The following is a 21,923-nucleotide window of genomic DNA, read 5'->3' as shown; positions in this document are numbered from 1 at the left end:
CGCGTCGGCCGCGTGCCAAGATGGGGACGACGGCAGCCCTGCGCCGAGGGGCGGCGCGCCCGACCACGGAGCCCGCCCTGTGATCATGCTGACGTGGTCTGCGCGGTTACCGATCGGTAAGGTGCAGCACAGTTCCCCGGCCCCGCCATCAGGAGTGACAGTGAAGGACAACGTCGTCGCACCACTTGCCCCCGTCACGACGGAGGGAAGCCTCGCCGACCTCCCCGTGCGCAACGCCGCGGAGAACGCGAGCGACACCGCGTTCTCCCGCAAGACGCCCTCCGGTGGCTGGACCCACGTGACGTGGTCCCAGTTCGCCGACGACGTGGCGGCCGTGGCCAAGGGCCTCATCGCCGACGGTCTCCAGCCCGGCGACCGCGTGGCCCTCATGTCGCGCACGCGCTACGAGTGGACCCTCGTCGACTTCGCGGCCTGGAGCGCCGGCGCCGTGGTCGTGCCGATCTACGAGACCTCCTCGGCCGAGCAGGTCCAGTGGATCCTCTCGGACTCCGACACCCACGTCGTCGTCGTCGAGACCGACGCCCACCGCTCCACCGTCGACCAGGTCCGCGGCGAGCTGCCGTCGCTCCGTGACGTCGTCACCATCGACGCCGGAGGTCTCGACGCCCTGCGCGAGAAGGGCCGCGAGGTCACCGACGCCGACCTCGCTGCGCGCCGGGCCGGGCTCGACCGACGGTCGGTCGCGACGATCATCTACACGTCGGGCACGACGGGGCGGCCCAAGGGCTGCGAGCTGACCCACGGGAACTTCCTCGACCTCGCCGAGAACGCCATCGAGAAGCTCGGCCAGGTCGTCCTCACCGAGAACGCCTCGACCCTGCTCTTCCTGCCCCTCGCGCACGTCTTCGCCCGCTTCATCGAGGTGCTCTGCGTCGAGGGCCGCGCACGCATGGGCCACTCGGCCGACATCAAGACCCTGCTCGACGACTTCGCCGGCTTCCAGCCGACCTTCGTCCTCGCCGTCCCTCGCGTCTTCGAGAAGATCTTCAACTCCGCCGAGGCCAAGGCCTCCTCCGAGGGCAAGGGCAAGATCTTCCTGCGCGCAGCCACCGTCGCCATCGCCTACAGCGAGGCGCTCGACGCCGGCGGGCCCGGCCTGGGGCTGCGCATCCAGCACGCCGTCTTCGACCGTCTCGTCTACGGCAAGCTGCGAGCGGCCATGGGCGGGCACGTGCGCTACGCCGTGTCCGGCGGGGCACCCCTCGGCACGCGTCTCGGCCACTTCTACCGGGGCATCGGGGTCGTCATCCTCGAGGGCTACGGCCTCACCGAGACGACGGCGCCCGTAGCGGTCAACACGCCCGACAAGATCAAGATCGGCACCGTCGGACCGCCGCTGCCCGGCACGGGCATCCGGATCGCCGACGACGGCGAGATCCTGCTCAAGGGCGTCGGCGTCTTCAGCGCCTACCACGACAACCCGACCGCGACCGCCGACGCCATCGTCGACGGCTGGTTCCGCACCGGTGACATCGGCGAGATGGACGACGACGGCTACCTCCGGATCACCGGCCGCAAGAAGGAGATCCTCGTGACGGCGGGCGGCAAGAACGTCGCCCCGGCCGTGCTGGAGGACCGGCTGCGCGCGCACCCCCTCGTCTCCCAGTGCATCGTCGTCGGCGACCAGAAGCCGTTCGTCGCCGTCCTCCTGACGCTCGACGAGGAGATGTGGCCCCTCTGGGCCAAGACGCACGGCGTCGAGGGCGTGTCGCTCGACCAGGCCCGCACCGACCCGAAGGTGCTCGAGGCGCTGCAGGAGGCCGTCGACCGGGCCAACGAGGCCGTCTCCAAGGCCGAGTCGATCCGCAAGTTCGCCGTGCTGCCCGGCGACTTCACCGAGGCCAACGGCTACCTGACGCCGTCGCTCAAGCTCAAGCGCAACGTCGTCATGAAGGACTACGCCGACGAGGTCGAGAAGCTCTACGCCTGAGGGCTCACCGCAGCAGGTCGCGGATGCGCGCCTGCCAGTCCCCCACGAGGGCTGACCGGGTGGTCCCGGTCGCGCTCCGCAGGGCCGCGTCGACAGCCGCCTCCCGGTCGTCGAGCCGGGAGGTCGGGACGTCGAGCCCGCCGGCGGCGGCCCGGTAGAGACGCACGACGGCCTGGGTGCCGTGCGCGTCGGCCAGCGTGCGCAGCGCCAGCAGCGAGAGGCCGTATGCCGCCGCGAGCGCGTGGGTGCCCGGGTCGAAGTCGGCGTCGGCGGGGAGGGTCCGAGGCACACCTGCGACCCGGACCCGGTCGAGCGCCGGAGCCACGACGGTCGCCTCGGGCAGGTCGATCGGCTCGTACGCGACGAGCTCGGCGAAGCCCTCGGACAGCCAGACGGGCACGGCCCGTGTCGTCGAGGCCCGCACCGTGACGTGGGTCAGCTCGTGCGTCATGACGACGTCGCGTCCGTCGGGACGCAGCGAGACCCATGCCCCGGGGACGAGCACGATGCGGTCCGCCCCGGCCCGCTCTCCCGGCGTCAGCGGACCGTCCGTGGCCGCTGCGACGCCGTCGAGCTCGCCGGCCGTGCGGCCGAGCAGCCTGGCGGCGTCGGCATCGGTGGCCGGGGAGATCCAGACGGCGGGCTGCACGCTTCCCCACACGGTCGCGACACGCGAGGCCGCCGTGCGCGCCCGGCGGACCACCTCCTCGACCCGTTCGTCGTCGCCCACGGCCAGCACCAGAGCGGTGTCCGACCTCCTGACGACGAGGCCGGCGAGGTCCCATGGCTGCGGTCGCCCCGAGGGAGTCGAGGCCGTGATGGCGAGACCGGCCGGACGGGCCGGGTCGGCCTTGAAGGTGAGGTCGAGGCCGAAGGATCGCGGCGCGGAGTCGAAGCCGCGAAGCCGGTAGGTCAGGCTCGCCCTGACGTCCCACTCCACCGCGGTCCCCCGCGCGGCCGGCACCGGGGCGGTCGTCTCCCGGACGCCGACGAGCCGGACACTCCCCACCCGCATGCGCGTCATGCGGTCGAGCACCGCGGCCTGGGTCGTGCGCAGGGACGCGGAGGACGCGCCCTGCAGCGGCGCGAGCCAGCCGGCCTCGTCCGCCCGGTCGGCGGCAGCGAAGCGCCTGCGCAGCAGGTCCGTGACCACGCGCTGACGGGCGGCCGCCCATGCCTCCGGGGTGATGTCGGAGGTGGTGGCGACGGCGTCGCCGGGAGACGTCGCGCCAGCGGCCGCGGTGGACGACGTGGCCGGTGCCGAGCCGACCGCCGTGCACGCCGCGAGGGCCAGGGCCGTGAGGGCTGCCAGCGCCGCCGAGGCCGCAGACCTCGCCTGTCCACGACGACGGGTGCTCGACACCGCGACATCGTGTCACGCGGACCTGTCGCCAGGGTCCTGCCGCCGGAACGGTGCGCCTCAGACGGCGCGTCGGGCTCGGTGGTGCGTCACGACCTCGGCCGGCTCGAGCTCCGCCCGGGCGGCGTTGGCGGTGGACGCGGAGACCAGTCCGGCCGCGACGAAGGCCGACACGGCCCGTCGTTCGGCGCGGTCGAGCGGTGCGGTCATGACCCCGTCGACGTCGCGGCGGTCGTCGACCGCGCGCGGACGGCCGGGACGCGTCCCCGCGCGGTCGCGGCCTTCGGTGTCGGCGCCGGGTGCGGTCGCTCCCGGACGCAGCGGGATCGCCGTCAGCGCGGTCACCATGCAGTCTGCGCAGTGGACGTCCCGCACCGGGCAGGTCTGGCAGTCGACGAGCATCATCGTGGTCCAACCCTTCGTCTCTCGTTGCGATCTGTCGTGAAAGACGCTAGGCGGGCCCACTGACACTGCCCCGACGCGACCGGCCGTCGAGTCGCCTCCCGGCGCCCACCTGCTGTGTCGGAACCGGTTGTCGAGTCGCGCCCGCGGAGTCCCGGGGCACGACACCGTGACGAGGGGACGGGCCCGGCCCCCTTGTGCCAGAAGGGCTTGCGACCGACGCGCCTCCGAGGCATTGTCGGCACCCCGGCATACCGTCGAGGTCATGCAGGCAATCCAGGCGACGTTCGACGACCTCGGCACACCCCTCGCCGGCGTCACGTTCGTCGTCGTGGACCTCGAGACCACCGGCGGCTCGCCCGCGCAGTGCGGCATCACCGAGATCGGCGCCGTGAAGGTGCGCGGCGGCGAGGTGCTCGGCGAGTTCCAGACCCTCGTCAACCCCGCCGAGCCCATCCCGGCGTTCATCTCCGTCCTCACGGGCATCACCGACACGATGGTCCGCGACGCGCCGCGCATCGACAGCGCCCTGCCCGCCTTCCTCGAGTTCGCGGCCGGCAGCGTCCTCGTCGCCCACAACGCCGGATTCGACATCGGCTTCCTCAAGGCGGCGGCCGCGCGCGTCGGCGCTCCGTGGCCCGGCTTCCCCGTCCTCGACACGCTCCAGCTGGCACGCCAGCTCGTCGTGCGTGACGAGTCGCCCAACCACCGGCTCTCCTCGCTCGCCCAGGTCTTCGGCTCCACCACCGCCCCCGACCACCGTGCCCTGCACGACGCGCGCGCGACGGTCGACGTGCTCCACGGACTCATCGAGCGCGTCGGCAACCTCGGGGTGCACACGCTCGAGGAGCTCTCGAGCTACAGCTCGCGGGTCACCCCGTCACAGCGACGCAAGCGCTTCCTCGCCGACCCGCTGCCGAGCGCCCCCGGCGTCTACCTCTTCAAGGACGGCAGCGACCGCGTCCTCTACGTCGGCACGAGCCGCGACATCCGCACCCGGGTGCGCACCTACTTCACGGCCTCCGAGCAACGCAGCCGGATGGCTGAGATGGTGCGCCTCGCCCACGTCGTCCACCCGGTCGTGTGCCAGACCTCCCTCGAGGCGCAGGTGCGCGAGCTGCGGCTCATCGACGAGCACAAGCCACGCTTCAACCGTCGGTCCAAGGACGGCCGCAAGGTCATGTGGGTCAAGCTCACGCAGGAGCGCTTCCCCCGCCTGTCGATCGTCCGGCAGGTCCGCGACGACGGCGCCCACTACATCGGGCCGTTCCGCTCCAGGGCCACGGCCCAGGCGGCCATCGACGCCGTCCACGAGGTCGTGCCGCTGCGCCAGTGCACCGGTCGGCTCACCGGCCGCGGCACCGCCTGCGCCCTCGCCGACATGGGCCGCTGCGGCGCACCGTGCACCGGGGCGCAGTCCGAGGGCGACTACGCCGTCGTCGTCGCCGAGTGCCGCGCCATCTTCACCGGCAACGCCCGACCGAGCGCCGAGCTGCTCCGGGTCCGCCTCGAGGAGCTGGCCTCCCAGGAGCGGTTCGAGGACGCGGCCCGGGTGCGCGACCGCTTCCTCCAGCTCGTCCGCGGGGCGGCCCGCGCACAACGGCTCGCCCCGCTCGTCCGCTCCCCCGAGATCATCGCCGCGCGCCGCAGCGACCTCGGCGGGTGGGAGCTCGTCTCCATCCGCCACGGCCGCATGGCCGGCGTTGCCGTGAGCCCGCGAGGCGCCGACCCGATGCCCTACGTCCACTCGATGCAGGCGACCGCCGAGGTCGTGCCGGCACCGACGCCCGACCGCCCGTCCGCCCTCACCGAGGAGACCGAGATCCTGCTCCGGTGGCTCGAGGCGCCGGGCGTGCGCATCGTCGAGCTCGAGGGGTCCTGGACGTGCCCCGTCGGCGGCGCCGGCTCGGTGCGCAGCGAGCTCGAGCCGGCGGTCGCGTCGGCGCACGACGTCGTCGGCTTCGACCACGACGTCCCGGGACCCCGCGGTGGCGCGGCCCACGGAGGCCGGCCCGGTCGCGCCGCCCGTCCGGGGAGGGGCGGCGGCCTGCGTCGGGCCGGGTAGGCCCGGCTAGGGTGTTGTCGTGATCACCGCCATCGTCATGATCAGCTGCGAGGTCGACCGCATCCCAGAGGTGGCCGAGGCCATCGCCGACATCCCGGCCGTGTCCGAGGTCTACTCGGTGACGGGCGACGCCGACCTCATCGCCATGGTGCGGGTCAAGGCGCACGAGGAGTTCGCCGACGTCATCGCCGACCGGCTCAACAAGGTGCAGGGCATCGTCGGCACGTCGACGCACATCGCCTTCCGCACCTACTCCTCGCACGACCTCGAGGCAGCCTTCAGCCTCGGCCTCGAGGGCGACTAGCCCGACCCGACGTCGGCTGGCTCGCCGAGGGACCACCGCCGCACTGCACGGACCGCTGAGCCGAAGGGGTCAGCGTCGGGTGGCTGCGACCCAGCGATCGACGAGGCTCGTCGCGGCGCCGCTGTCGATGGCCTCCGCCGCGAGGTCCATCCCGGCACGCACGTCGCCGTCGAAGTCGCTCTCCGACGCCCCGGAGTCCGGGCGCGTCAGCGCGAGGGCGATGCCGGCATTCAGCAGCACCGCGTCCCGGACGGCTCCGGGGGCACCGGCGAAGACGTCGCGGACCACGCCGGCGTTGTGCGCGGCGTCGCCGCCGCGCAGCTCCTCGATGGGGTGCAGCTCGAGCCCGAGGCGCGTGGGGTCGAGCGAACGCTCGGTGACGGCGCCACCACGGACCCACCAGACGTGCGTCGTCGTCGAGACGGTGACCTCGTCGAGGCCGTCGTCGCCGCGGAACACCGCGGCGTCCTTGCCGCGGTGGGCGAAGACTCCGGCCAGCAGCGGGGCCATGCGGGCGTCCGCGCAGCCCACGGCGGCATACGTGGGCTGGGCCGGGTTGGTCAGGGGGCCCAGGAAGTTGAACGCCGTCCCGATCCCGAGGTCGCGGCGCGGCACCGCGGTGTGACGGAACGAGGGGTGGAAGGTCTGGGCGAAGCAGAAGGTGATGCCGGCCTCCGACGCCACCTCGACGACGCGCTCCGGAGGCAGGGACAGGTCGATGCCGAGCGCCTCGAGCACGTCGGCCGAGCCGGACGAGGACGACGCAGCCCGGTTGCCGTGCTTGACGAGGCGAACGCCGGCGGCGGCCGCCACCATCGAGGACATCGTCGAGATGTTGACCGTGTGGGCCCGGTCGCCGCCGGTGCCCACGATGTCGAGGCTCGGGCCCGGCACCTCGATACGACGCGCGTGGGCGAGCATCTGCTCGGCCAGGCCCCGCATCTCCTCGATGCTCTCGCCCTTGGCCCGGAGGCCGATGAGGAAGCCCGCGACCTGTGACGGCGTGGCCTCACCGGTCATGATCTGCGCCATGGCCCACTCGGCCGTCGTCCGGTCGAGGTCACGACCGGCGATCAGGTCGGTCAGCAGTGCGGGCCAGGTCGTCGCGTCGGGCGCCATGCGTCAGGCCGTGGGCACGCCCGAACGCGCGAGCGTGGCGATGGCCGACGTCAGCGCGATCGGGTCGAGCGGGTGCGGGACGGCCAGGTCGGCCTGGGACCAGGCGGCGAGCCAGCTGTCCTGCGGACGGCCCGTGAGCACGATGATCGGCGGGCACTCGAAGATCTCGTTCTTCAGCTGACGGGCCAGGCCCAGTCCGCCGACCTTCGCGGCCTCGCCGTCGAGGACCAGGATGTCGAACCGCTCGGACTCGACGGAGCTGATCACGGCGTCGGCCGTCGCGCACTCGTGCCAGCGGACCACCTCGACGTCCTTGGCGGGGCGACGACCGACCGCCGCGCGCACCGCGTCGCGGGTCGTGACGTCGTCGCTGTAGAGCAGCACGCTGACCCGCGCCACCGGCCGCTGCGCGCCGGTCGTCGTCGCGATGTCGGTGGACGTGCCCTGTGCTGCGCTGTCGTTCGAGGCGGTCATGCGACCGATGCTACCGGGCGGGTCGCGGGCGCCCGCACGGACCTCCCACCCGCGAGACGCCCCGGGACGGCGACGTGGGAGGGTGGTCCCGGACGGCCCGCGACACGGCTGTTCAGGGTTCGTGTCGGAATGGTCACGAATCCTCTACACCCGCGCGAGAAAGGGCCCCGAAGCGGGGGGTCCCTCGCACAGCCGGACAGGAATGTGGGAATAATGTCCAACGTGGCGACAGCATCGGCAGTTCCTTCAAGCGCAGTAGCGAATCCGGCCCATCACGGGCCGGCGACCCGCCCCAACATGGTTGCCGTCGGCACCATCGTGTGGCTCTCCAGCGAGCTCATGTTCTTCGCGGGTCTCTTCGCCGTCTACTTCCAGCTCAGGTCGGTCCGCGGTGACCTCTGGGCGGTGCAGACCGAGAAGCTCAACCTGCCCTTCGCGAGCGTCAACTGCCTCGTGCTCGTCATCTCCTCCGTGTGGTGCCAGCTCGGCGTCTGGAAGGCCGAGCGCGGCCAGAAGGCACGCACCGGCAAGCTGCTCGACATCAAGGGCTGGGGCATGCGCGAGTGGTACGTCCTGACGTACCTCTTCGGCGCCTTCTTCATCGCCGGCCAGGTCATGGAGTACTCCGAGCTCGTCCACGAGAACGTCACGCTGAGCTCCGACGCCTACGGCTCGGTCTTCTACATGGCGACCGGCTTCCACGGTCTGCACGTGACCGGAGGCCTCATCGCCTTCCTGCTCATCATCGCCCGCACGTTCACGACGCGTCGCTACACGCACGCCAACGCCACGGGCGCCGTCGTCACGTCGTACTACTGGCACTTCGTCGACGTCGTGTGGATCGCGCTCTTCGCGACCATCTACATCCTGCGCTGACCTCCGGCATGAGCGCACAGCCGAACCCGAACCCCACCTCCATGGACGACAGGAACCCACAGTGAACGCCTTGGCCGCCCGACGCCGACACCCCGCCGCGATCGCGGTGCTGCTGCTGCTCGGCCTCCTCGTGACCGGTGGCGCCTACTCCTTCCTCGCCCCCAAGGACGCCAACGCGTCCGCCCCGACGGCTGCGGCCGACGACGTCGCCAAGGGCAAGGACCTCTTCATCGCCAACTGCGCGAGCTGCCACGGCGTCGGCGCCCAGGGCACGAAGTCCGGCCCGTCGCTCGTCGGCGTGGGTGCCGCGTCGGTCGACTTCCAGGTCGGTACCGGCCGTATGCCGCTCGCCGGCCCGAACGTCCAGGCTCCCCAGAACAAGGTGAAGTTCGACGACGCCCAGATCTCCGCCCTCGCGGCCTACGTCGCGTCGCTCGGCCCCGGCCCGGCGATCCCGGCGGAGAAGTACACGACGGTCATCGAGCCCGGCACGCCCGAGAACAACAAGGCGATCGCCGAGGGCGGCGCGATCTTCCGCGTCAACTGCGCCATGTGCCACAACTTCGCCGGCGCGGGCGGCGCGCTGACCCGGGGCAAGTACGCCCCGGCGCTCGACGGCGTGACGCCGAAGCACATCTACGAGGCCATGGTCTCCGGCCCGCAGTCGATGCCGGTCTTCAACGACATGAACATCACGCCCGAGTCCAAGCAGAAGGTCATCTCCTACCTCAAGGCCCAGGAGAACGCGACCAACGTCGGTGGACTGACGCTGGGCAACCTCGGCCCGGTGTCCGAGGGCCTCTTCGCCTGGGTGTTCGCGCTCGGCATCCTCATCGGCTGTGCCGTCTGGCTCGGCAAGAAGGCCGCATGACCCCGCGCTGCATCGTCCCGATCACGAACGACGACAGGACCACGACCCGATGAACGACCACGAGACCACGGACCACGGGAAGAGCACGTCTCTCGTCCCGGCGTCCAGTGACGGACACGACCTGCTGCCGGCGTCGCTGATCACCGACGTCGACCAGTTCGAGAACCCCGGTCTTCCCCCGCACGTCCACCGTGCCGCCGACGACGACCCCGCCGCCGCGAAGCGCGCCGAGCGCCAGGTCGCGACGCTCTTCGGGCTGTCGATGCTCGCGACGCTCGTGTTCGTCGTCAGCTACTTCGCCGTGCCCGACGAGGCGACCTTCTTCTTCCCCGGCGTCGGCCTGGCCAAGACGCAGAACGTCGTCCTCGGCCTCTCGCTCGGCTTCTCGATCTTCCTCATCGGCATCGGCGCCGTGCACTGGGCCAAGACGCTGATGTCCGACGAGGAGGTCGTCGAGGAACGCCACGAGCAGGCCTCGACCCCCGAGCAGCGCGCCAAGGCCGTCGCCGTCGTCGCCGAAGGTGTCGAGTCCACCCAGCTCAACCGTCGCCCGCTGCTCAAGTACTCCCTCGGCGGCGCGCTCGGCCTCTTCATCCTCCCCCTCGGCCTGCAGGTCGCCGGCTCGCTCGGACCGGTCACCATCGAGGAGCTCAAGCACACGATCTGGGACCCGGAGGACAACGACGGCAAGCCGATCCGGCTCATGCGTGACCCGGAGATGACGCCCATCCGTCTGGACGAGGTCACGTCCGGCTCGGTCTTCCACGTGATGCCCGAGACCCTCCAGAAGTACATCGACGAGGGCAAGCACGTCCTCGAGGCCAAGGCCAAGGCGGCGGTCATCCTCATCCGCCTCGACCCCGACCTGATCAAGGTACAGAAGGCCAAGGACTGGGGCGTCGACGGCGTCGTCGCCTACTCCAAGATCTGCACCCACGTGGGCTGCGCGGTCGGCCTGTACGAGCAGCAGACGCACCACCTGCTCTGCCCGTGCCACCAGTCGACCTTCGACCTCACCGAGGACTGCGCCGTCATCTTCGGCCCGGCCAAGCGGCCGCTGCCGCAACTCAAGATCACCGTCGACGACGCGGGATACCTCGTCGCCCCCGCAGGCTTCGCAGAGCCCGTGGGACCGAGCTTCTGGGAGCGTGCGCGATGAGCACCATCAACGAGACTCGTCCCGCCGACGCACTCCGCGCCGGCGACCGCCAGGCCGACGAGCGCGCCTCCTCCACCAAGCCGCTCGGCGGCATCGCGGGCTGGATGGACGACCGCCTCGGTGGCGCGAAGGGCGTCTCCTTCCTCGCCAAGAAGGTCTTCCCCGACCACTGGTCGTTCATGCTCGGCGAGATCGCGATGTACTCGATGATCGTCTGCCTGCTGACCGGCGCGTTCCTGACGTTCTGGTTCGTGCCCAGCGCCAGCCAGGTCGTCTACGACGGCTCGTACGTCCCGCTCCAGGGCGTGACGATGTCGGACGCCTACCGCTCGACGCTCGCGATCTCCTTCGACATCCGCGGCGGTCTGCTCATCCGGCAGATCCACCACTGGGCCGCCCTGATCTTCGTCGTGTCGGTCTTCGTCCACATGGCCCGCGTCTTCTTCACCGGTGCCTTCCGCAAGCCGCGTGAGATCAACTGGGTCTTCGGCACCATCCTGTCGCTGCTGGCCTGCATCGAGGGCTTCGCCGGCTACTCGCTCCCCGACGACCTGCTCTCGGGCACGGGCATCCGCGCCATGAACGGCTTCATCCAGTCGGCGCCGGTCATCGGCTCCTACATGTCGTACTTCATCTTCGGTGGGGCGTTCCCGGGCGAGGCGATCATCCCGCGCCTGTACTCGGCACACGTGCTGCTCATCCCGGCGATCCTCGTCGGCCTGTTCACGGCGCACATCCTGCTCGTGTTCCTGCACAAGCACACGCAGTTCCCCGGACCGGGTCGCACGAACAAGAACGTCGTCGGCTACCCGCTCCTGCCGGTGTACGTCGCCAAGGCCGGCGGCTTCTTCTTCATCGTCTTCGGCGTCATCGCCCTCATCTCGGCCGTCGTGACCATCAACCCGATCTGGGCCTACGGTCCGTACGACCCCTCCCCCATCACCGCGGGCTCCCAGCCCGACTGGTACATGGGCTTCGCCGACGGCGCGCTGCGACTGCTGCCCGGCTTCCTCGAGTTCGAGACGTTCGGCTTCACGTGGAGCATGAACATCTTCCCGGGCTCGCTCGTCCTGCTGCCCCTGATGTGGACCATCATCGGCGTCTACCCGTTCGTCGAGTCCTGGGTGACCGGTGACAAGCGCGAGCACCACCTGCTCGACCGACCGCGCAACGCCCCGACCCGCACCGCCATCGGCATCGCCGGCATCTCGATGTACGTCGTGCTCTTCCTCGCCGCCGGCAACGACCTCATGGCGATCAAGCTGCACCTGTCGATCAACGACATCACGCAGACGCTGCGCGTGCTCTTCTTCGTGGCGCCGCCGGTCGCCTTCTGGATCACCAAGCGGATCTGCCTCAGCCTGCAGCGTGCCGATCGCCAGAAGGTGCTGCACGGTCGCGAGACCGGCACGATCTGGCGCCACGCCGACGGCCGGTTCGAGGAGATCCACGCCCCGCTCACGCCCGAGGAGCGCTGGGTCCTGGTCCAGCACGAGTCCCTCGAGCCGCTCCAGCTCACCGCGGGCAAGGACGCCAACGGCGTCGACAGCCCGATCGCCCGCAAGGAGCGCCTCCGCGCGAAGTTCTCGAACTTCTACTTCCGCGACCGCGTCGCCCCGGCCACCCCGTCGGAGCTCGAGGCGGCCCACCACGAGCACGACGACCACGCGGCGGCACCCGACGGTGCGCACGAGGCCATCGAGTCCGCAGGGGCCGGCCAGGAGCGCGAGACGATCAAGGCGGACAAGCAGCACGGCTGACGCCGGATCGCCGTCCGGCGAGAACGACACGAGAGGGACCTCCCACCGCGGGAGGTCCCTCTCGGCGTCTCGGGCCGGGTTCTGGGCCGGCCCGCCCGTTATGAGAACTTTCTGAGATGTCGTCGAGAGCATCTGGGCGCACGGCTGCACCCGTCCCCGAACGACAGGCAGGTCCATGCTCGACACGATCTTCGGTCTCCCCGTCCACCCGCTCGTCGTCCACGCGACGACCGTCGTCGTCCCGGCCGCTGCCCTCGCGGTGCTGCTGGCGGCCGTGTGGCCCCGCTTCCGCCGCTGGGCCGGATGGATGCCCCTGGCGCTGTCCGTCCTCGCCGTGGTCCTCACTCCCCTGTCGACCGAGTCGGGCGAGTCGCTCGAGCGCCGGGTCGGGCGCAGTGACCTGATCGAGACGCACTCGGAGCTTGCAGAGGGCCTGCTGCCCTGGGTCGTCGGCCTCGCGGTCGCGGCGGTCCTGCTCCTCGTCGTGGCGCGGCGCGAGCGGCGCGCTCTCCGCACCGCCGCCGCTGAGACACCATCCGGCCGGACCGGCCGGGCCACCGACGCCACCGACGCCACCGACGCCACCGAGGGCTCGGCTCGCGCCTCGCTCGTGCCCCGCCGGCTCCTCGTCGGCGGCGCCGTCGTGGGCCTCGTCGCAGCGCTCGGCACGACCGTCCAGGTGGTGCGCATCGGCCACAGCGGCGCGCAGGCGGCGTGGTCCGACTCCGTGTCGCAGACCCCCGCGCCCGCCGGGGGCGGCGACGACGACTGAGCCGCTGAGCGTGGCGCTGCGCGCCGTGAGCCGCGGCAGCGGTGGCCGGAACGCTTCCGCGGCGTCGTGACAGACTCGGCCCATGCACCTGTCCGAGGCGGAGTTCGAGGAGGCCGTGGGCGATGCCCTCGACTCGATCCCCGAGGAGCTCGCGCGGGCGATGGACAACGTCGTCGTGCTCGTCGAGCAGGAGCCCCCGCCCGACGACCCCGACCTGCTCGGCGTCTACGACGGGACGCCGCTGACCGAGCGCGACGGCTGGTGGGATGCCGGCTCGCTCCCCGACCGCATCACGATCTTCCAGGGCCCGTTGGAGCGCATGTGCGACACCGCCGCCCAGCTGCGCGAGGAGATCGCCATCACCGTGGTCCACGAGGTCGCCCACCACTTCGGCATCGACGACGAGCACCTCCACGAGCTGGGCTGGGGCTGAGGTCCGCCACATCCCCACCGTCCCCGGCCACGCCCGCAGCGTGCCGTCTCGCACCCGGGACAGTTTGTCGGACCCGCACGGAGCGCCCCTTTACGTCGCAGCCGGCCGGAGATACCGTCGAGGAACCGTTCAACCGATCGGATGGAGGTGCGTCAGATGTTCTCTCCCACACGATCGCACTGCGAGCCGCTCGGACCGTGAAGGTCAGGGTCGGATCGAAGGGGAAGGCCCACGGCCTTCCCCTTCGCGCTGTCCGGCTCCAGAGGTCACGTCGTTAGGGTTGGGCGATGACGTCATCACCGCAGCACATCGTCGTGACCGGGGCCGCCGGCAAGGCCGGGCGAGCCGCCGTCGCCGACCTGCTCGAGCACGGCTACCGGGTCACCGCCACGGACCGGACGCCGCCACCGGACGGCCTCGACACGGCATACCTCCGGGCAGACCTCACCGACCACGGGCAGGTCGTCGACGTCCTCGACGGGGCGGACGCGGTCGTGCACCTGGCCAACATCCCGGCTCCCGGTCTGCGGCCTGCCGCACGGACCCTGACCGAGAACACGACGATGAACGCGCACGTCTTCCTCGCCGCGCAGACCCTCGGACTGCGCAGGGTCGTGTGGGCCTCGAGCGAGACGACCCTGGGCCTGGCCTTCGGTCCCGACACTCCCCCGCGCTACGCACCGGTCGACGAGGCGCACTACCCGCACCCGGAGTCGACCTACGCCCTGTCCAAGGTGCTCTCCGAGACGATGGCCGAGCACATCAGCACGTGGAGCGGCATCCCCTTCGTCGGGCTTCGCTTGTCCAACATCTTCACCGACGAGGACTACCGACGCGTCCCGTCCTTCCAGGGAGACGCGAGGAGCCGGATGTGGAACCTCTGGGGCTACATCGACGTGCGTGACGCCGCCGCCTCGTGCCGCAACGCGCTGGAGGCCGACACGACGGGCTCGGTCAACGTCATCATCGCCGCCGAGGACACGATCATGGAGACGCCGAGTGCCGCCCTCATGCACGAGGTCTTCCCGGACGTCGAGATCCGGGGCGAGCTCGCGGGGCACGAGACCCTGCTGTCCAACGCCCTGGCCCGACGCCTCATCGGCTTCGAGCCGCGACACGGCTGGCGCCAAGGGCTCCCGGCCTGACGAGCTGCCGCAGGACAACGACGAAGGGCCCCGGTCGACGACCGGGGCCCTCCTACGTTCAGATGGCGATCAGATGGAGTACTCGCCGGAGAAGGACTCGAAGACCCACAGGCACACGGCGACGATCGCGAACACGGCGCCGATGATGAAGAGCCACCAGCCGATCGCGAGACCGGCGAACATGATGGCGCCGGAGCCGGCGAGCCACAGCGGCGTCCACGAGCTGGCGACGAAGTAGCCGTAGTTGCCCTCGGCGTCCTCGATCTCACCGGCGGCGTTGTCCTCGGGGCGCAGCGGCAGCTTCTTGCCGGTCATCCAGAGGTAGAAGCCGGTCAGGGCGAACAGCAGGGCGGTGAGGATCAGCGCCGTGACGCCGATCGGCTCCTCCCACTTGGACCAGAAGCCGTACATGAGCACGACGGGGACGAAGAAGACGAACAGGTAGAGGAAGAGCTTGGTCTCGACACGCATCGGGATCAGTCCTCACGCTTCTCGGTGCTGGCAGGGCTGGCGGTGGCCTTCTCGGACCCGGCGACGTCGGCCGGGCCCATGACCTGGACGAGGGTGCCCTGGTCGGCGACGGGCGCGACGCCCGCAGCGGCCTCGGGGTGGTGCAGGTCGAACGCGGGACGCTCGGACCGGATGCGGGGCAGCGACGTGAAGTTGTGCCGCGGCGGCGGGCACGAGGTGGCCCACTCGAGCGACGCGCCGTAGCCCCACGGGTCGTCGGACTCGACGAGCGGGGCCGTGCGCCACGTCTTCCAGACGTTGTAGACGAACGGGATCATCGAGGCGCCGAGCAGGAACGCACCCACGCTCGAGACGATGTTCGCGAGCTGGAAGCCCTCCTCCGGCAGGTAGTCGGCGTAGCGACGGGCCATGCCCTCGACGCCGAGCCAGTGCTGGATGAGGAACGTCATGTGGAAGCCGATGAAGAGCATCCAGAAGTGGATCTTGCCGAGCGTCTCGTCGAGCATCCGGCCGGTCAGCTTGGGCCACCAGAAGTAGTAGCCGGCGAACATCGCGAAGACCACGGTGCCGAAGACGGTGTAGTGGAAGTGCGCGACGACGAAGTAGCTGTCGGAGAGGTGGAAGTCGAGCGCCGGGCTGGACAGGATGATGCCGGTCAGACCACCGAAGAGGAAGGTGACGAGGAAGCCCATCGACCACAGCATCGGGGTGGCCATGACGACCTTGCCGCCCCACATCGTGCCGATCCAGTTGAAGAACTTCACACCGGTCGGCACGGCGATGAGCATCGTCATGACGGCGAAGAACGGGAGGAGTACCTGCCCGGTCACGTACATGTGGTGCGCCCAGACGCTCGCCGACAGGGCCGCGATGGCGATCGTGGCGAAGACGAGGGTCTTGTAGCCGAAGATCGGCTTGCGCGAGAAGACCGGCAGCACCTCGCTGATGATGCCGAAGAACGGCAGCGCGATGATGTAGACCTCTGGGTGCCCGAAGAACCAGAACAGGTGCTGCCACAGCATGGCCCCACCGTTCTCGGCGTCGAAGATGTGCATCCCGAAGCGCCGGTCACCACCGAGGGCGAAGAGCGCGGCCGCGAGGATCGGGAAGACGAGGATCGCGAGCAGCGACGTGATGAGCACGGTCCACGTGAAGATCGGCATCCGGAACATCGTCATGCCGGGCGCGCGGAGGCAGATGATCGTCGTGATGAAGTTGACGGCGCCGAGGATCGTGCCGAAACCACCGAGCGCGAGGCCGAAGACCCAGAGGTCACCGCCGACGCCGGGCGAGTAGCTGACGTCGGACAGCGGCGCGTAGGCGAACCAGCCGAAGGCGGCCGCGCCCTGAGGCGTCAGGAAGCCGACGGACGCGATGAGGCCACCGAAGAGGTAGAGCCAGTACGCGAACATGTTGAGGCGCGGGAACGCGACGTCGGGCGCACCGATCTGCAGCGGCATCACGGCGTTGGCGAAGCCGGCGAAGAGCGGCGTCGCGAAGAGCAGCAGCATGATCGTGCCGTGCATCGTGAAGAGCTGGTTGTACTGCTCGGGGTTGTCGACGACCTGCAGGCCGGGCGCGATGAGCTCGGCGCGGATGAGCAGGGCCATGAGCCCGCCGAGCAGGAAGAAGATGAACGACGTGATGAAGTAGAGGTTGCCGATGACCTTGTGGTCGGTCGTCGTCACCCACTTGACGAACGTCTGGCCCTTGGCCAGGCGCGGGCGGGCCGCGGCGGTCATGCTCGGGGCCTGCGCCTCACGGTTGTACGTTGCGGAGGTCATCAGTTGCTCCCAGTGCGAGCCGGTGCGGGGATCTTGTCGATGTCGGCCTGGACCATCTTCTCGCGGCTGACGTCGACGGGGATGAGGCCGTCCTGGCCGATGGACTTCAGTCGGGCCATCTCCTGGTCGTACTCGGCCTGCGGGACGACCTTGACCATGAAGAGCATCTGCGAGTGGTAGGCGCCGCAGAGCTCGGCGCACTTGCCCTGGAAGGTGCCGACCTGGGTGGGCGTGAGCTGGAACTTGTTGGTCTTGCCCGGGAGCATGTCCATCTTCATCATGAACGCGGGGACCCAGAAGCTGTGGATGACGTCGCGGGCGTTGAGGACGAACTCGACGCGCTTGTTGACGGGCAGGTAGAGCACGGGCATCTGGGCCCGCTTGCCCTCGGTGCCGTCGAGCTCGGTGTGGACACCGGTCTCGTGGACGTTCGAGTCGACGTAGTTGAAGTCCCAGCTCCACTGCTTGGCGACGACGCTGACCGTGAGGTCCTTCTTCGTGCTCGTGTCGACGAGGCGGGCCTCGTCACGCGCGGTGTAGTAGAAGAAGACGGCCACCATGAACACGGGGATGACCGTGTAGAGCATCTCCATCGGCACGTTGTAGCGCAGCTGGACGGGAAGGGTCTCGTCGCCCCGACGCTTGCGGAAGCGGATGGCGGCATAGAGCATCAGGCCCCACGTGACGGCGCCGACGGCCAGGACCGCGATCCAGCTGCCGATCCAGAGGTCGGTGACCCGCTGGCCGCTGTCGGAAACCACGGGGGGCAGGTATCCGTTGGACACCTGTCCCTGGCAACCGCTGAGGGCCAGTGCCGCGATACCGGCGATCCCGGCGATGCGCAGACCCGTGCGTCGCCGCCCGGTCCGACCATCCACCGTCGTCACCACCGGCGACGCCGCTGGGGTGTCTTCGTGCTCAGGCACCAGGTGCACCTTTCGTTCCGTACGTGGGCGCGCAGGGCGCGCGTCGAACGTGTTCACGTCAAACCGTCTGGGCAGCAAAGGCCCACGGCGCAACCCTACCGTCCCACTCCTGACGGTGTCCGCAGGGGGCGGCTAACGTTGCGCCGTGGTCAGTCACGATCCGGGCACGAACGTTGGACCCGGCCCGTCGTCCCCTTCCGGAGGCTCCCAGCAGGCGCCCGGCGGGCTCCCCGGCGACCCTCAGCGCGACCCTCAGCGCGACCCTCAGCGCGCTCCTGCGCCGGCCCCTGCGCCGGCACCTGCGCCGGCACCTACGCCGCCCCGCTCGCCCGCCACGCGGCGGCTGCTCGACGCGTCGTCCGGCCCGCTCCACCCCGTCGCCCGCGACACCCTGCTGGCCGCGGTCGAGGTCGGCTGGGCCGACCCCGCCCGCCTGCACGCCGAGGGCCGCCGGGCCCGGGCCCTGCTCGACCGGTCCCGTGAGATCGTCGCCGCGGGCCTCGGGGTCCGCCCCGGCGAGGTGAGCTTCCTGCCCAGCGGGCCGACCGCTCTGGCCCGGGCCGTCGACGGGCTGGCGTATGCCGCCCGCCGGCGTGGGGCGCGCACCGTGGCCTCCGCGGTGGAGCACTCCGCCGTTCTCGTGCCGGGCCGGGCCCGGGCGGCCGCGGCCGACGACGCGTCCCTCTTCGCGGAGGTCGCCGTCGACCCCCTGGGTCGGCTCGACCTCGACGCGTGGCGCAGCGCCCTGGCGGTCCCGGGCACCGTCGTCGCGGCGTTGCAGAGCGCGAACGGCGAGGTGGGCACCCGTCAGCCCCTCGCCGCGGCTCGCGACGCGGCCGCCGCCCACGGCACACCCCTCGTCGTCGACGCGACGGCGTCCCTCGGACGCGACGACGTGCCTGCCGACTGGGACGTCCTCGTCGGTGACGCACGCTCGTGGGGCGGGCCCCCGCTCGGCGTGCTCGTCGTGCGCGAGGGCGTGCGCTGGCACTGGTCGGAGGCCCGGGCCGACGTCGAGCACGGTCGCGCGGACGTCACGCCGTGGGTGCCGCTGGCGCTCGCCGCGGCCGAGGCGTGGCAGCAGACGTCGGCCACCGGACCGGCTGACAGGCAGGTGACGCGCGCGCTCGTCGACGACATCCGCCGAGCCGCGTCCGCAGTGCCTGACACGGTCGTCGTCGGTGATCCGGACGACCGGCTCCCCCACGTCGTCACCTTCTCCAGCCTCTACGTCGACGGCGAGACCGTCGTCGGCGCCCTCGACACGGCCGGCTTCGCCGTGGCGAGCGGGTCGGCCTGCACGTCGAGCACGCTCGAGCCGAGCCACGTCCTCGCGGCGATGGGGGTCCTGACCCACGGCAACGTCCGGGTGACGCTGCCCCTGCCCGCCGTCTCCCCCTTGCTCGCCGACGACGTCAGCGAGTTCACGGCCGCCATCGCACCGACCGTCCGGGCCGTGCGCGACCAGCTCGGGGTCGGGGACCTGTGACCGACGACCCGGCCGTCGTCGACGCGCGCGGGGAGCGCTGTCCGCTGCCCGTCATCCGCCTCGCCCGGCTCGTCCGCGACCGGCCCGACCTCGCGAGCGTCATGGTGCTGGCCACCGACCCCGCCGCCGCCCACGACATCCCGGCCTGGTGCCGGATGCGCGGCCACCGCCTCGTCGAGGCGCGCGCGGAGGGCGACCACACGGCATACGTCGTCGAGGTCGTCAGGCCCAGCAGGCCGGCAGGGGCGCCCTGAGGACGGTCGGCAGGATCGCGAGGTACTCGTCGCGCGGGACCTCACGCACGCCGAGCGTGGCCAGGTGCGGCGTCTGCCACTGCACGTCGACGAGCCGTCGCGGGTCCCCGTCGGTGATGAGGAGGTCGCGCAGGCCGACGAGGGCGACCTTCGAGGCGTCGCGCTCGTGGTGGAACATCGACTCACCCGCGAAGAGGCCGCCGATGGCCACGCCGTAGAGCCCGCCGACGAGCTCGCCGTCCAGCCACGTCTCGACCGAGTGGGCCCACCCGGCCTCGTGGAGCCCGACGTAGGCGTCGACGATCGCGGGCGTGATCCAGCGACCGTCGCGGTCGGGTGCCGCGCAGGCCTCGACGACCGCGCGGAAGTCGGTGTCGACGCGCACCTCGAAGCGGGCCACGGCCTTGCGGAGCGACCGGCTGACCCGCAGCTCACGCGGCCGCAGGATGCCCCGGGGGTCCGGTGACCACCACCCGATCGGCTCGGCGCCGTGGTCGCCGATCCCCATCGGGAACACGCCGACGGAGTACGCCTCGAAGAGCGTCGCGACGTCGAGGTCGGCGCCGATGCCGATGAGGTCCTCCCCCGGGGGCACGCGGTCGAGCGCGAAGTCCCAAGGGGTGGGCGGCGGCGGCGTGGGCACTGACGGGGCTCCCGGCTGTCGTGGGGGTGGGCTGCTCAGCGGCTCGTGGTGACCGTCAGCGCCGGGCCGGCGACGGCGTCATGGCCGTGGACAGGTGATGTGGGGCCCGATCTCGTCGGCGGAGTCGGCACCGTAGGCGTCTGCCAGCCGCTCGAGGAAGCGCTGCTTGCCCAGGGCGTACTCCTGCGTCCCGATCGTCTCGATGACGTAGGTGGCGAGCATCGAGCCGAGCTCGGCGCACCGCCTCACGGGGAGCCCGGCCGCGAGCCCGGTGAGGAAGCCCGCCCGGAAGGCGTCGCCGACACCGGTCGGGTCGGCCTTGCGCACCTCACGGGCGATCCCGACCTCGACGGGCTCCTCGCCGCGCACGCGCACCGTGACGCCGTCCTTGCCGCGGGTCTTGACCTGGACGCGGACCCGGTCGGCGAGCTCGTCCTCGCTCCAGCCGGTCTTCTGGCAGGCGAGGTGGCTCTCGTACTCGTTGGTGAAGAGGTACTCGGCGCCGTCGATGAGGCGCGCGATGGTCGGCCCGTCGCAGAAGGCGAGCTGCTGCGAGGGGTCCGCCGCGAACGGGATGCCGCGCGAGCGGCACTCGTCGGAGTGGCGCAGCATCGCCTCGGGGTCGTTGGCACCGACGACGACGAGGTCGAGCCCGCCGACGCGCTGGGCGACCGGCGCGAGCTCGATGTCACGGGCCTCGGTCATGGCGCCCGCGTAGAAGGTGGCGATCTGGGCCATGTCGCGGTCGGTGGTGCAGATGAAGCGTGCCGTGTGCTGGGACTCGGAGTAGTGCACGGCGCCGCAGTCGACGCCGTGGCGCTCGAGCCAGCTGCGGTAGTCGGTGAAGTCCTCACCGACCGCCCCGACGAGCAGCGGGCGCTGTCCGAGGTTGGCCATGCCGAACGCGATGTTCGCGGCCACCCCGCCCCGTCGGACCTGCAGGTCCGAGGTGAGGAACGACAGGGAGATCTTGTCGAGCTGCTCGACGACGAGCGAGTCGGCGAAGAGTCCGTCGAAGGTCATGAGGTGGTCGGTCGCGATGGAACCGGTGATGGCGATCTGCACAGCACGAACCTACCCGGGATCACGGCGTCGCCGACGCCGACCCGGGGACCACGAAGGGCCCGACCGTGACGGTCGGGCCCTTCGGACGTGCGGTGCGGTGTGCGCCGTGGCGCAGGCGGCTCAGCTGAAGGAGTCGCCGCAGGCGCAGCTGCTGCCCGCGTTGGGGTTGTCGATGGTGAAGCCCTGCTTCTCGATGGTGTCGGCGAAGTCGATCGTCGCGCCCTCGAGGTAGGGCGAGCTCATGCGGTCGACGACGACCTCGACGCCGTCGAAGTCGCGGACGAGGTCACCGTCGAGGCTGCGCTCGTCGAAGTAGAGCTGGTAGATCAGGCCCGAGCATCCGCCGGGCTGGACACCGACGCGCAGACGGAGGTCGTCACGACCCTCCTGCTCGAGCAGGCTCTTGACCTTCGTGGCCGCGACGTCCGTCAGGACGACACCGTGGGCGGGAGCCTCGGTCTGAACCTCGGCGGGAGATGCGTTCGTCTCGACACTCATGTGTTGGTCCTTCACGTCGTGGAGCATGGGTCGGAAGTGAGAACCCATGCCGCGCCGGATGTGTTCCCGACGCCTCCAAGGATACGTCGGGACCCACCCGAT

At 71.0% G+C, this 21,923-nt stretch carries 22 protein-coding genes; 12 read left to right on the top strand and 10 right to left on the bottom strand.

Annotated elements, in window-relative coordinates:
* The first annotated feature begins 160 nt into the window (after positions 1-160).
* Entirely contained in the window at positions 161-1,951 is a 1,791-nt protein-coding gene (locus ACSQ2D_RS09805) for an AMP-dependent synthetase/ligase (protein WP_435985765.1), read from the top strand.
* A gap of 4 nt (positions 1,952-1,955) precedes the next feature.
* Here the strand turns inward: ACSQ2D_RS09805 and ACSQ2D_RS09800 are convergent, their stop codons facing one another.
* Positions 1,956-3,314, bottom strand: coding sequence for a hypothetical protein (locus tag ACSQ2D_RS09800; RefSeq protein ID WP_435985764.1), 1,359 nt, complete (start codon positions 3,312-3,314; stop codon positions 1,956-1,958).
* Positions 3,315-3,371: 57 nt separating this feature from the next.
* Complete coding sequence (locus tag ACSQ2D_RS09795; protein ID WP_435985763.1) at positions 3,372-3,716, bottom strand: hypothetical protein; 345 nt, start codon at positions 3,714-3,716, stop codon at positions 3,372-3,374.
* 262 nt (positions 3,717-3,978) lie between these two features.
* On the opposite strand from ACSQ2D_RS09795, the gene ACSQ2D_RS09790 reads away from it, so the two are divergent.
* Both ACSQ2D_RS09790 and ACSQ2D_RS09785 read left to right on the top strand, forming a co-directional pair.
* Positions 3,979-5,778 (top strand): DEDD exonuclease domain-containing protein, encoded by a 1,800-nt coding sequence (locus tag ACSQ2D_RS09790; RefSeq protein ID WP_435985762.1) that lies wholly within the window; start codon positions 3,979-3,981, stop codon positions 5,776-5,778.
* Positions 5,779-5,797: 19 nt separating this feature from the next.
* The gene (locus ACSQ2D_RS09785; protein WP_435985761.1) at positions 5,798-6,082 is read left to right on the top strand and encodes an Lrp/AsnC family transcriptional regulator; all 285 of its coding nucleotides are present in this window, start codon (positions 5,798-5,800) and stop codon (positions 6,080-6,082) included.
* Between the two features lie 69 nt (positions 6,083-6,151).
* Here ACSQ2D_RS09785 and trpD read toward each other — a convergent pair whose 3' ends face one another.
* On the bottom strand, positions 6,152-7,201 hold the full coding sequence (gene trpD / locus ACSQ2D_RS09780) for an anthranilate phosphoribosyltransferase (RefSeq protein WP_435985760.1): 1,050 nt from the start codon (positions 7,199-7,201) through the stop codon (positions 6,152-6,154).
* A gap of 3 nt (positions 7,202-7,204) precedes the next feature.
* The gene (locus tag ACSQ2D_RS09775) at positions 7,205-7,675 is read right to left on the bottom strand and encodes a response regulator transcription factor (protein ID WP_435985759.1); all 471 of its coding nucleotides are present in this window, start codon (positions 7,673-7,675) and stop codon (positions 7,205-7,207) included.
* 213 nt (positions 7,676-7,888) lie between these two features.
* On the opposite strand from ACSQ2D_RS09775, the gene ctaE reads away from it, so the two are divergent.
* From ctaE to ACSQ2D_RS09740, 7 genes are all read left to right on the top strand, one after another.
* On the top strand, positions 7,889-8,551 hold the full coding sequence (gene ctaE, locus ACSQ2D_RS09770) for an aa3-type cytochrome oxidase subunit III (RefSeq protein ID WP_081633962.1): 663 nt from the start codon (positions 7,889-7,891) through the stop codon (positions 8,549-8,551).
* 61 nt (positions 8,552-8,612) lie between these two features.
* On the top strand, positions 8,613-9,422 hold the full coding sequence (gene qcrC, locus ACSQ2D_RS09765) for a cytochrome bc1 complex diheme cytochrome c subunit (RefSeq protein WP_435985758.1): 810 nt from the start codon (positions 8,613-8,615) through the stop codon (positions 9,420-9,422).
* 49 nt (positions 9,423-9,471) lie between these two features.
* Positions 9,472-10,581, top strand: a complete 1,110-nt coding sequence (gene qcrA / locus ACSQ2D_RS09760) for a cytochrome bc1 complex Rieske iron-sulfur subunit (protein WP_435985757.1) — start codon at positions 9,472-9,474, stop codon at positions 10,579-10,581.
* Positions 10,578-12,341: a cytochrome bc1 complex cytochrome b subunit gene (qcrB, locus tag ACSQ2D_RS09755; RefSeq protein ID WP_435985756.1), complete on the top strand. Its 1,764-nt coding sequence runs from the start codon at positions 10,578-10,580 to the stop codon at positions 12,339-12,341. Before qcrA ends, qcrB begins: the two co-directional genes overlap by 4 nt.
* A gap of 175 nt (positions 12,342-12,516) precedes the next feature.
* Positions 12,517-13,113: a DUF2231 domain-containing protein gene (locus ACSQ2D_RS09750; protein ID WP_435985755.1), complete on the top strand. Its 597-nt coding sequence runs from the start codon at positions 12,517-12,519 to the stop codon at positions 13,111-13,113.
* An 82-nt stretch (positions 13,114-13,195) separates the two neighbouring features.
* On the top strand, positions 13,196-13,546 hold the full coding sequence (locus ACSQ2D_RS09745) for a metallopeptidase family protein (protein WP_435985754.1): 351 nt from the start codon (positions 13,196-13,198) through the stop codon (positions 13,544-13,546).
* A 287-nt stretch (positions 13,547-13,833) separates the two neighbouring features.
* The gene (locus ACSQ2D_RS09740) at positions 13,834-14,691 is read left to right on the top strand and encodes an NAD-dependent epimerase/dehydratase family protein (RefSeq protein ID WP_435985753.1); all 858 of its coding nucleotides are present in this window, start codon (positions 13,834-13,836) and stop codon (positions 14,689-14,691) included.
* A gap of 69 nt (positions 14,692-14,760) precedes the next feature.
* On the opposite strand, the gene ACSQ2D_RS09735 is transcribed toward ACSQ2D_RS09740, so the two are convergent.
* The 3 genes from ACSQ2D_RS09735 to ctaC are packed head-to-tail and all read right to left on the bottom strand — an operon-like array spanning position 14,761 to position 17,872.
* Complete coding sequence (locus ACSQ2D_RS09735; RefSeq protein ID WP_435985752.1) at positions 14,761-15,162, bottom strand: cytochrome c oxidase subunit 4; 402 nt, start codon at positions 15,160-15,162, stop codon at positions 14,761-14,763.
* A gap of 5 nt (positions 15,163-15,167) precedes the next feature.
* Entirely contained in the window at positions 15,168-16,946 is a 1,779-nt protein-coding gene (gene ctaD / locus ACSQ2D_RS09730) for an aa3-type cytochrome oxidase subunit I (RefSeq protein WP_435985751.1), read from the bottom strand.
* Positions 16,946-17,872 carry an aa3-type cytochrome oxidase subunit II gene (gene ctaC / locus ACSQ2D_RS09725; protein WP_435985750.1) on the bottom strand — a complete coding sequence of 309 codons (927 nt, stop codon included), beginning with the start codon at positions 17,870-17,872 and terminating at the stop codon, positions 16,946-16,948. The genes ctaD and ctaC overlap by 1 nt, the downstream gene beginning before the upstream one ends.
* A gap of 343 nt (positions 17,873-18,215) precedes the next feature.
* Here ctaC and ACSQ2D_RS09720 point away from each other — a divergent pair, with 343 nt between their 5' ends.
* Entirely contained in the window at positions 18,216-19,361 is a 1,146-nt protein-coding gene (locus ACSQ2D_RS09720; protein ID WP_435987840.1) for a cysteine desulfurase family protein, read from the top strand.
* Entirely contained in the window at positions 19,358-19,615 is a 258-nt protein-coding gene (locus ACSQ2D_RS09715) for a sulfurtransferase TusA family protein (RefSeq protein WP_435985749.1), read from the top strand. The genes ACSQ2D_RS09720 and ACSQ2D_RS09715 overlap by 4 nt, the downstream gene beginning before the upstream one ends.
* Here ACSQ2D_RS09715 and aat read toward each other — a convergent pair.
* The 3 genes from aat to erpA form a co-directional block, all read right to left on the bottom strand.
* The gene (gene aat / locus ACSQ2D_RS09710; RefSeq protein ID WP_435985748.1) at positions 19,584-20,258 is read right to left on the bottom strand and encodes a leucyl/phenylalanyl-tRNA--protein transferase; all 675 of its coding nucleotides are present in this window, start codon (positions 20,256-20,258) and stop codon (positions 19,584-19,586) included. The two genes, ACSQ2D_RS09715 and aat, sit on opposite strands and share 32 nt — an antisense overlap.
* Positions 20,259-20,336: 78 nt before the next feature.
* Entirely contained in the window at positions 20,337-21,323 is a 987-nt protein-coding gene (locus tag ACSQ2D_RS09705; RefSeq protein ID WP_435985747.1) for a carbohydrate kinase family protein, read from the bottom strand.
* A 120-nt stretch (positions 21,324-21,443) separates the two neighbouring features.
* Positions 21,444-21,821 carry an iron-sulfur cluster insertion protein ErpA gene (erpA, locus tag ACSQ2D_RS09700; RefSeq protein WP_020145450.1) on the bottom strand — a complete coding sequence of 126 codons (378 nt, stop codon included), beginning with the start codon at positions 21,819-21,821 and terminating at the stop codon, positions 21,444-21,446.
* Positions 21,822-21,923 lie beyond the last annotated feature (102 nt).

The sequence above is a fragment of the Terrabacter sp. LjRoot27 genome (assembly GCF_964254175.1).
GTDB lineage: Bacteria > Actinomycetota > Actinomycetes > Actinomycetales > Dermatophilaceae > Terrabacter.
Note: the sequence above shows the minus strand (reverse complement) of the source record. Positions and strands in the feature narration are given on the sequence as shown.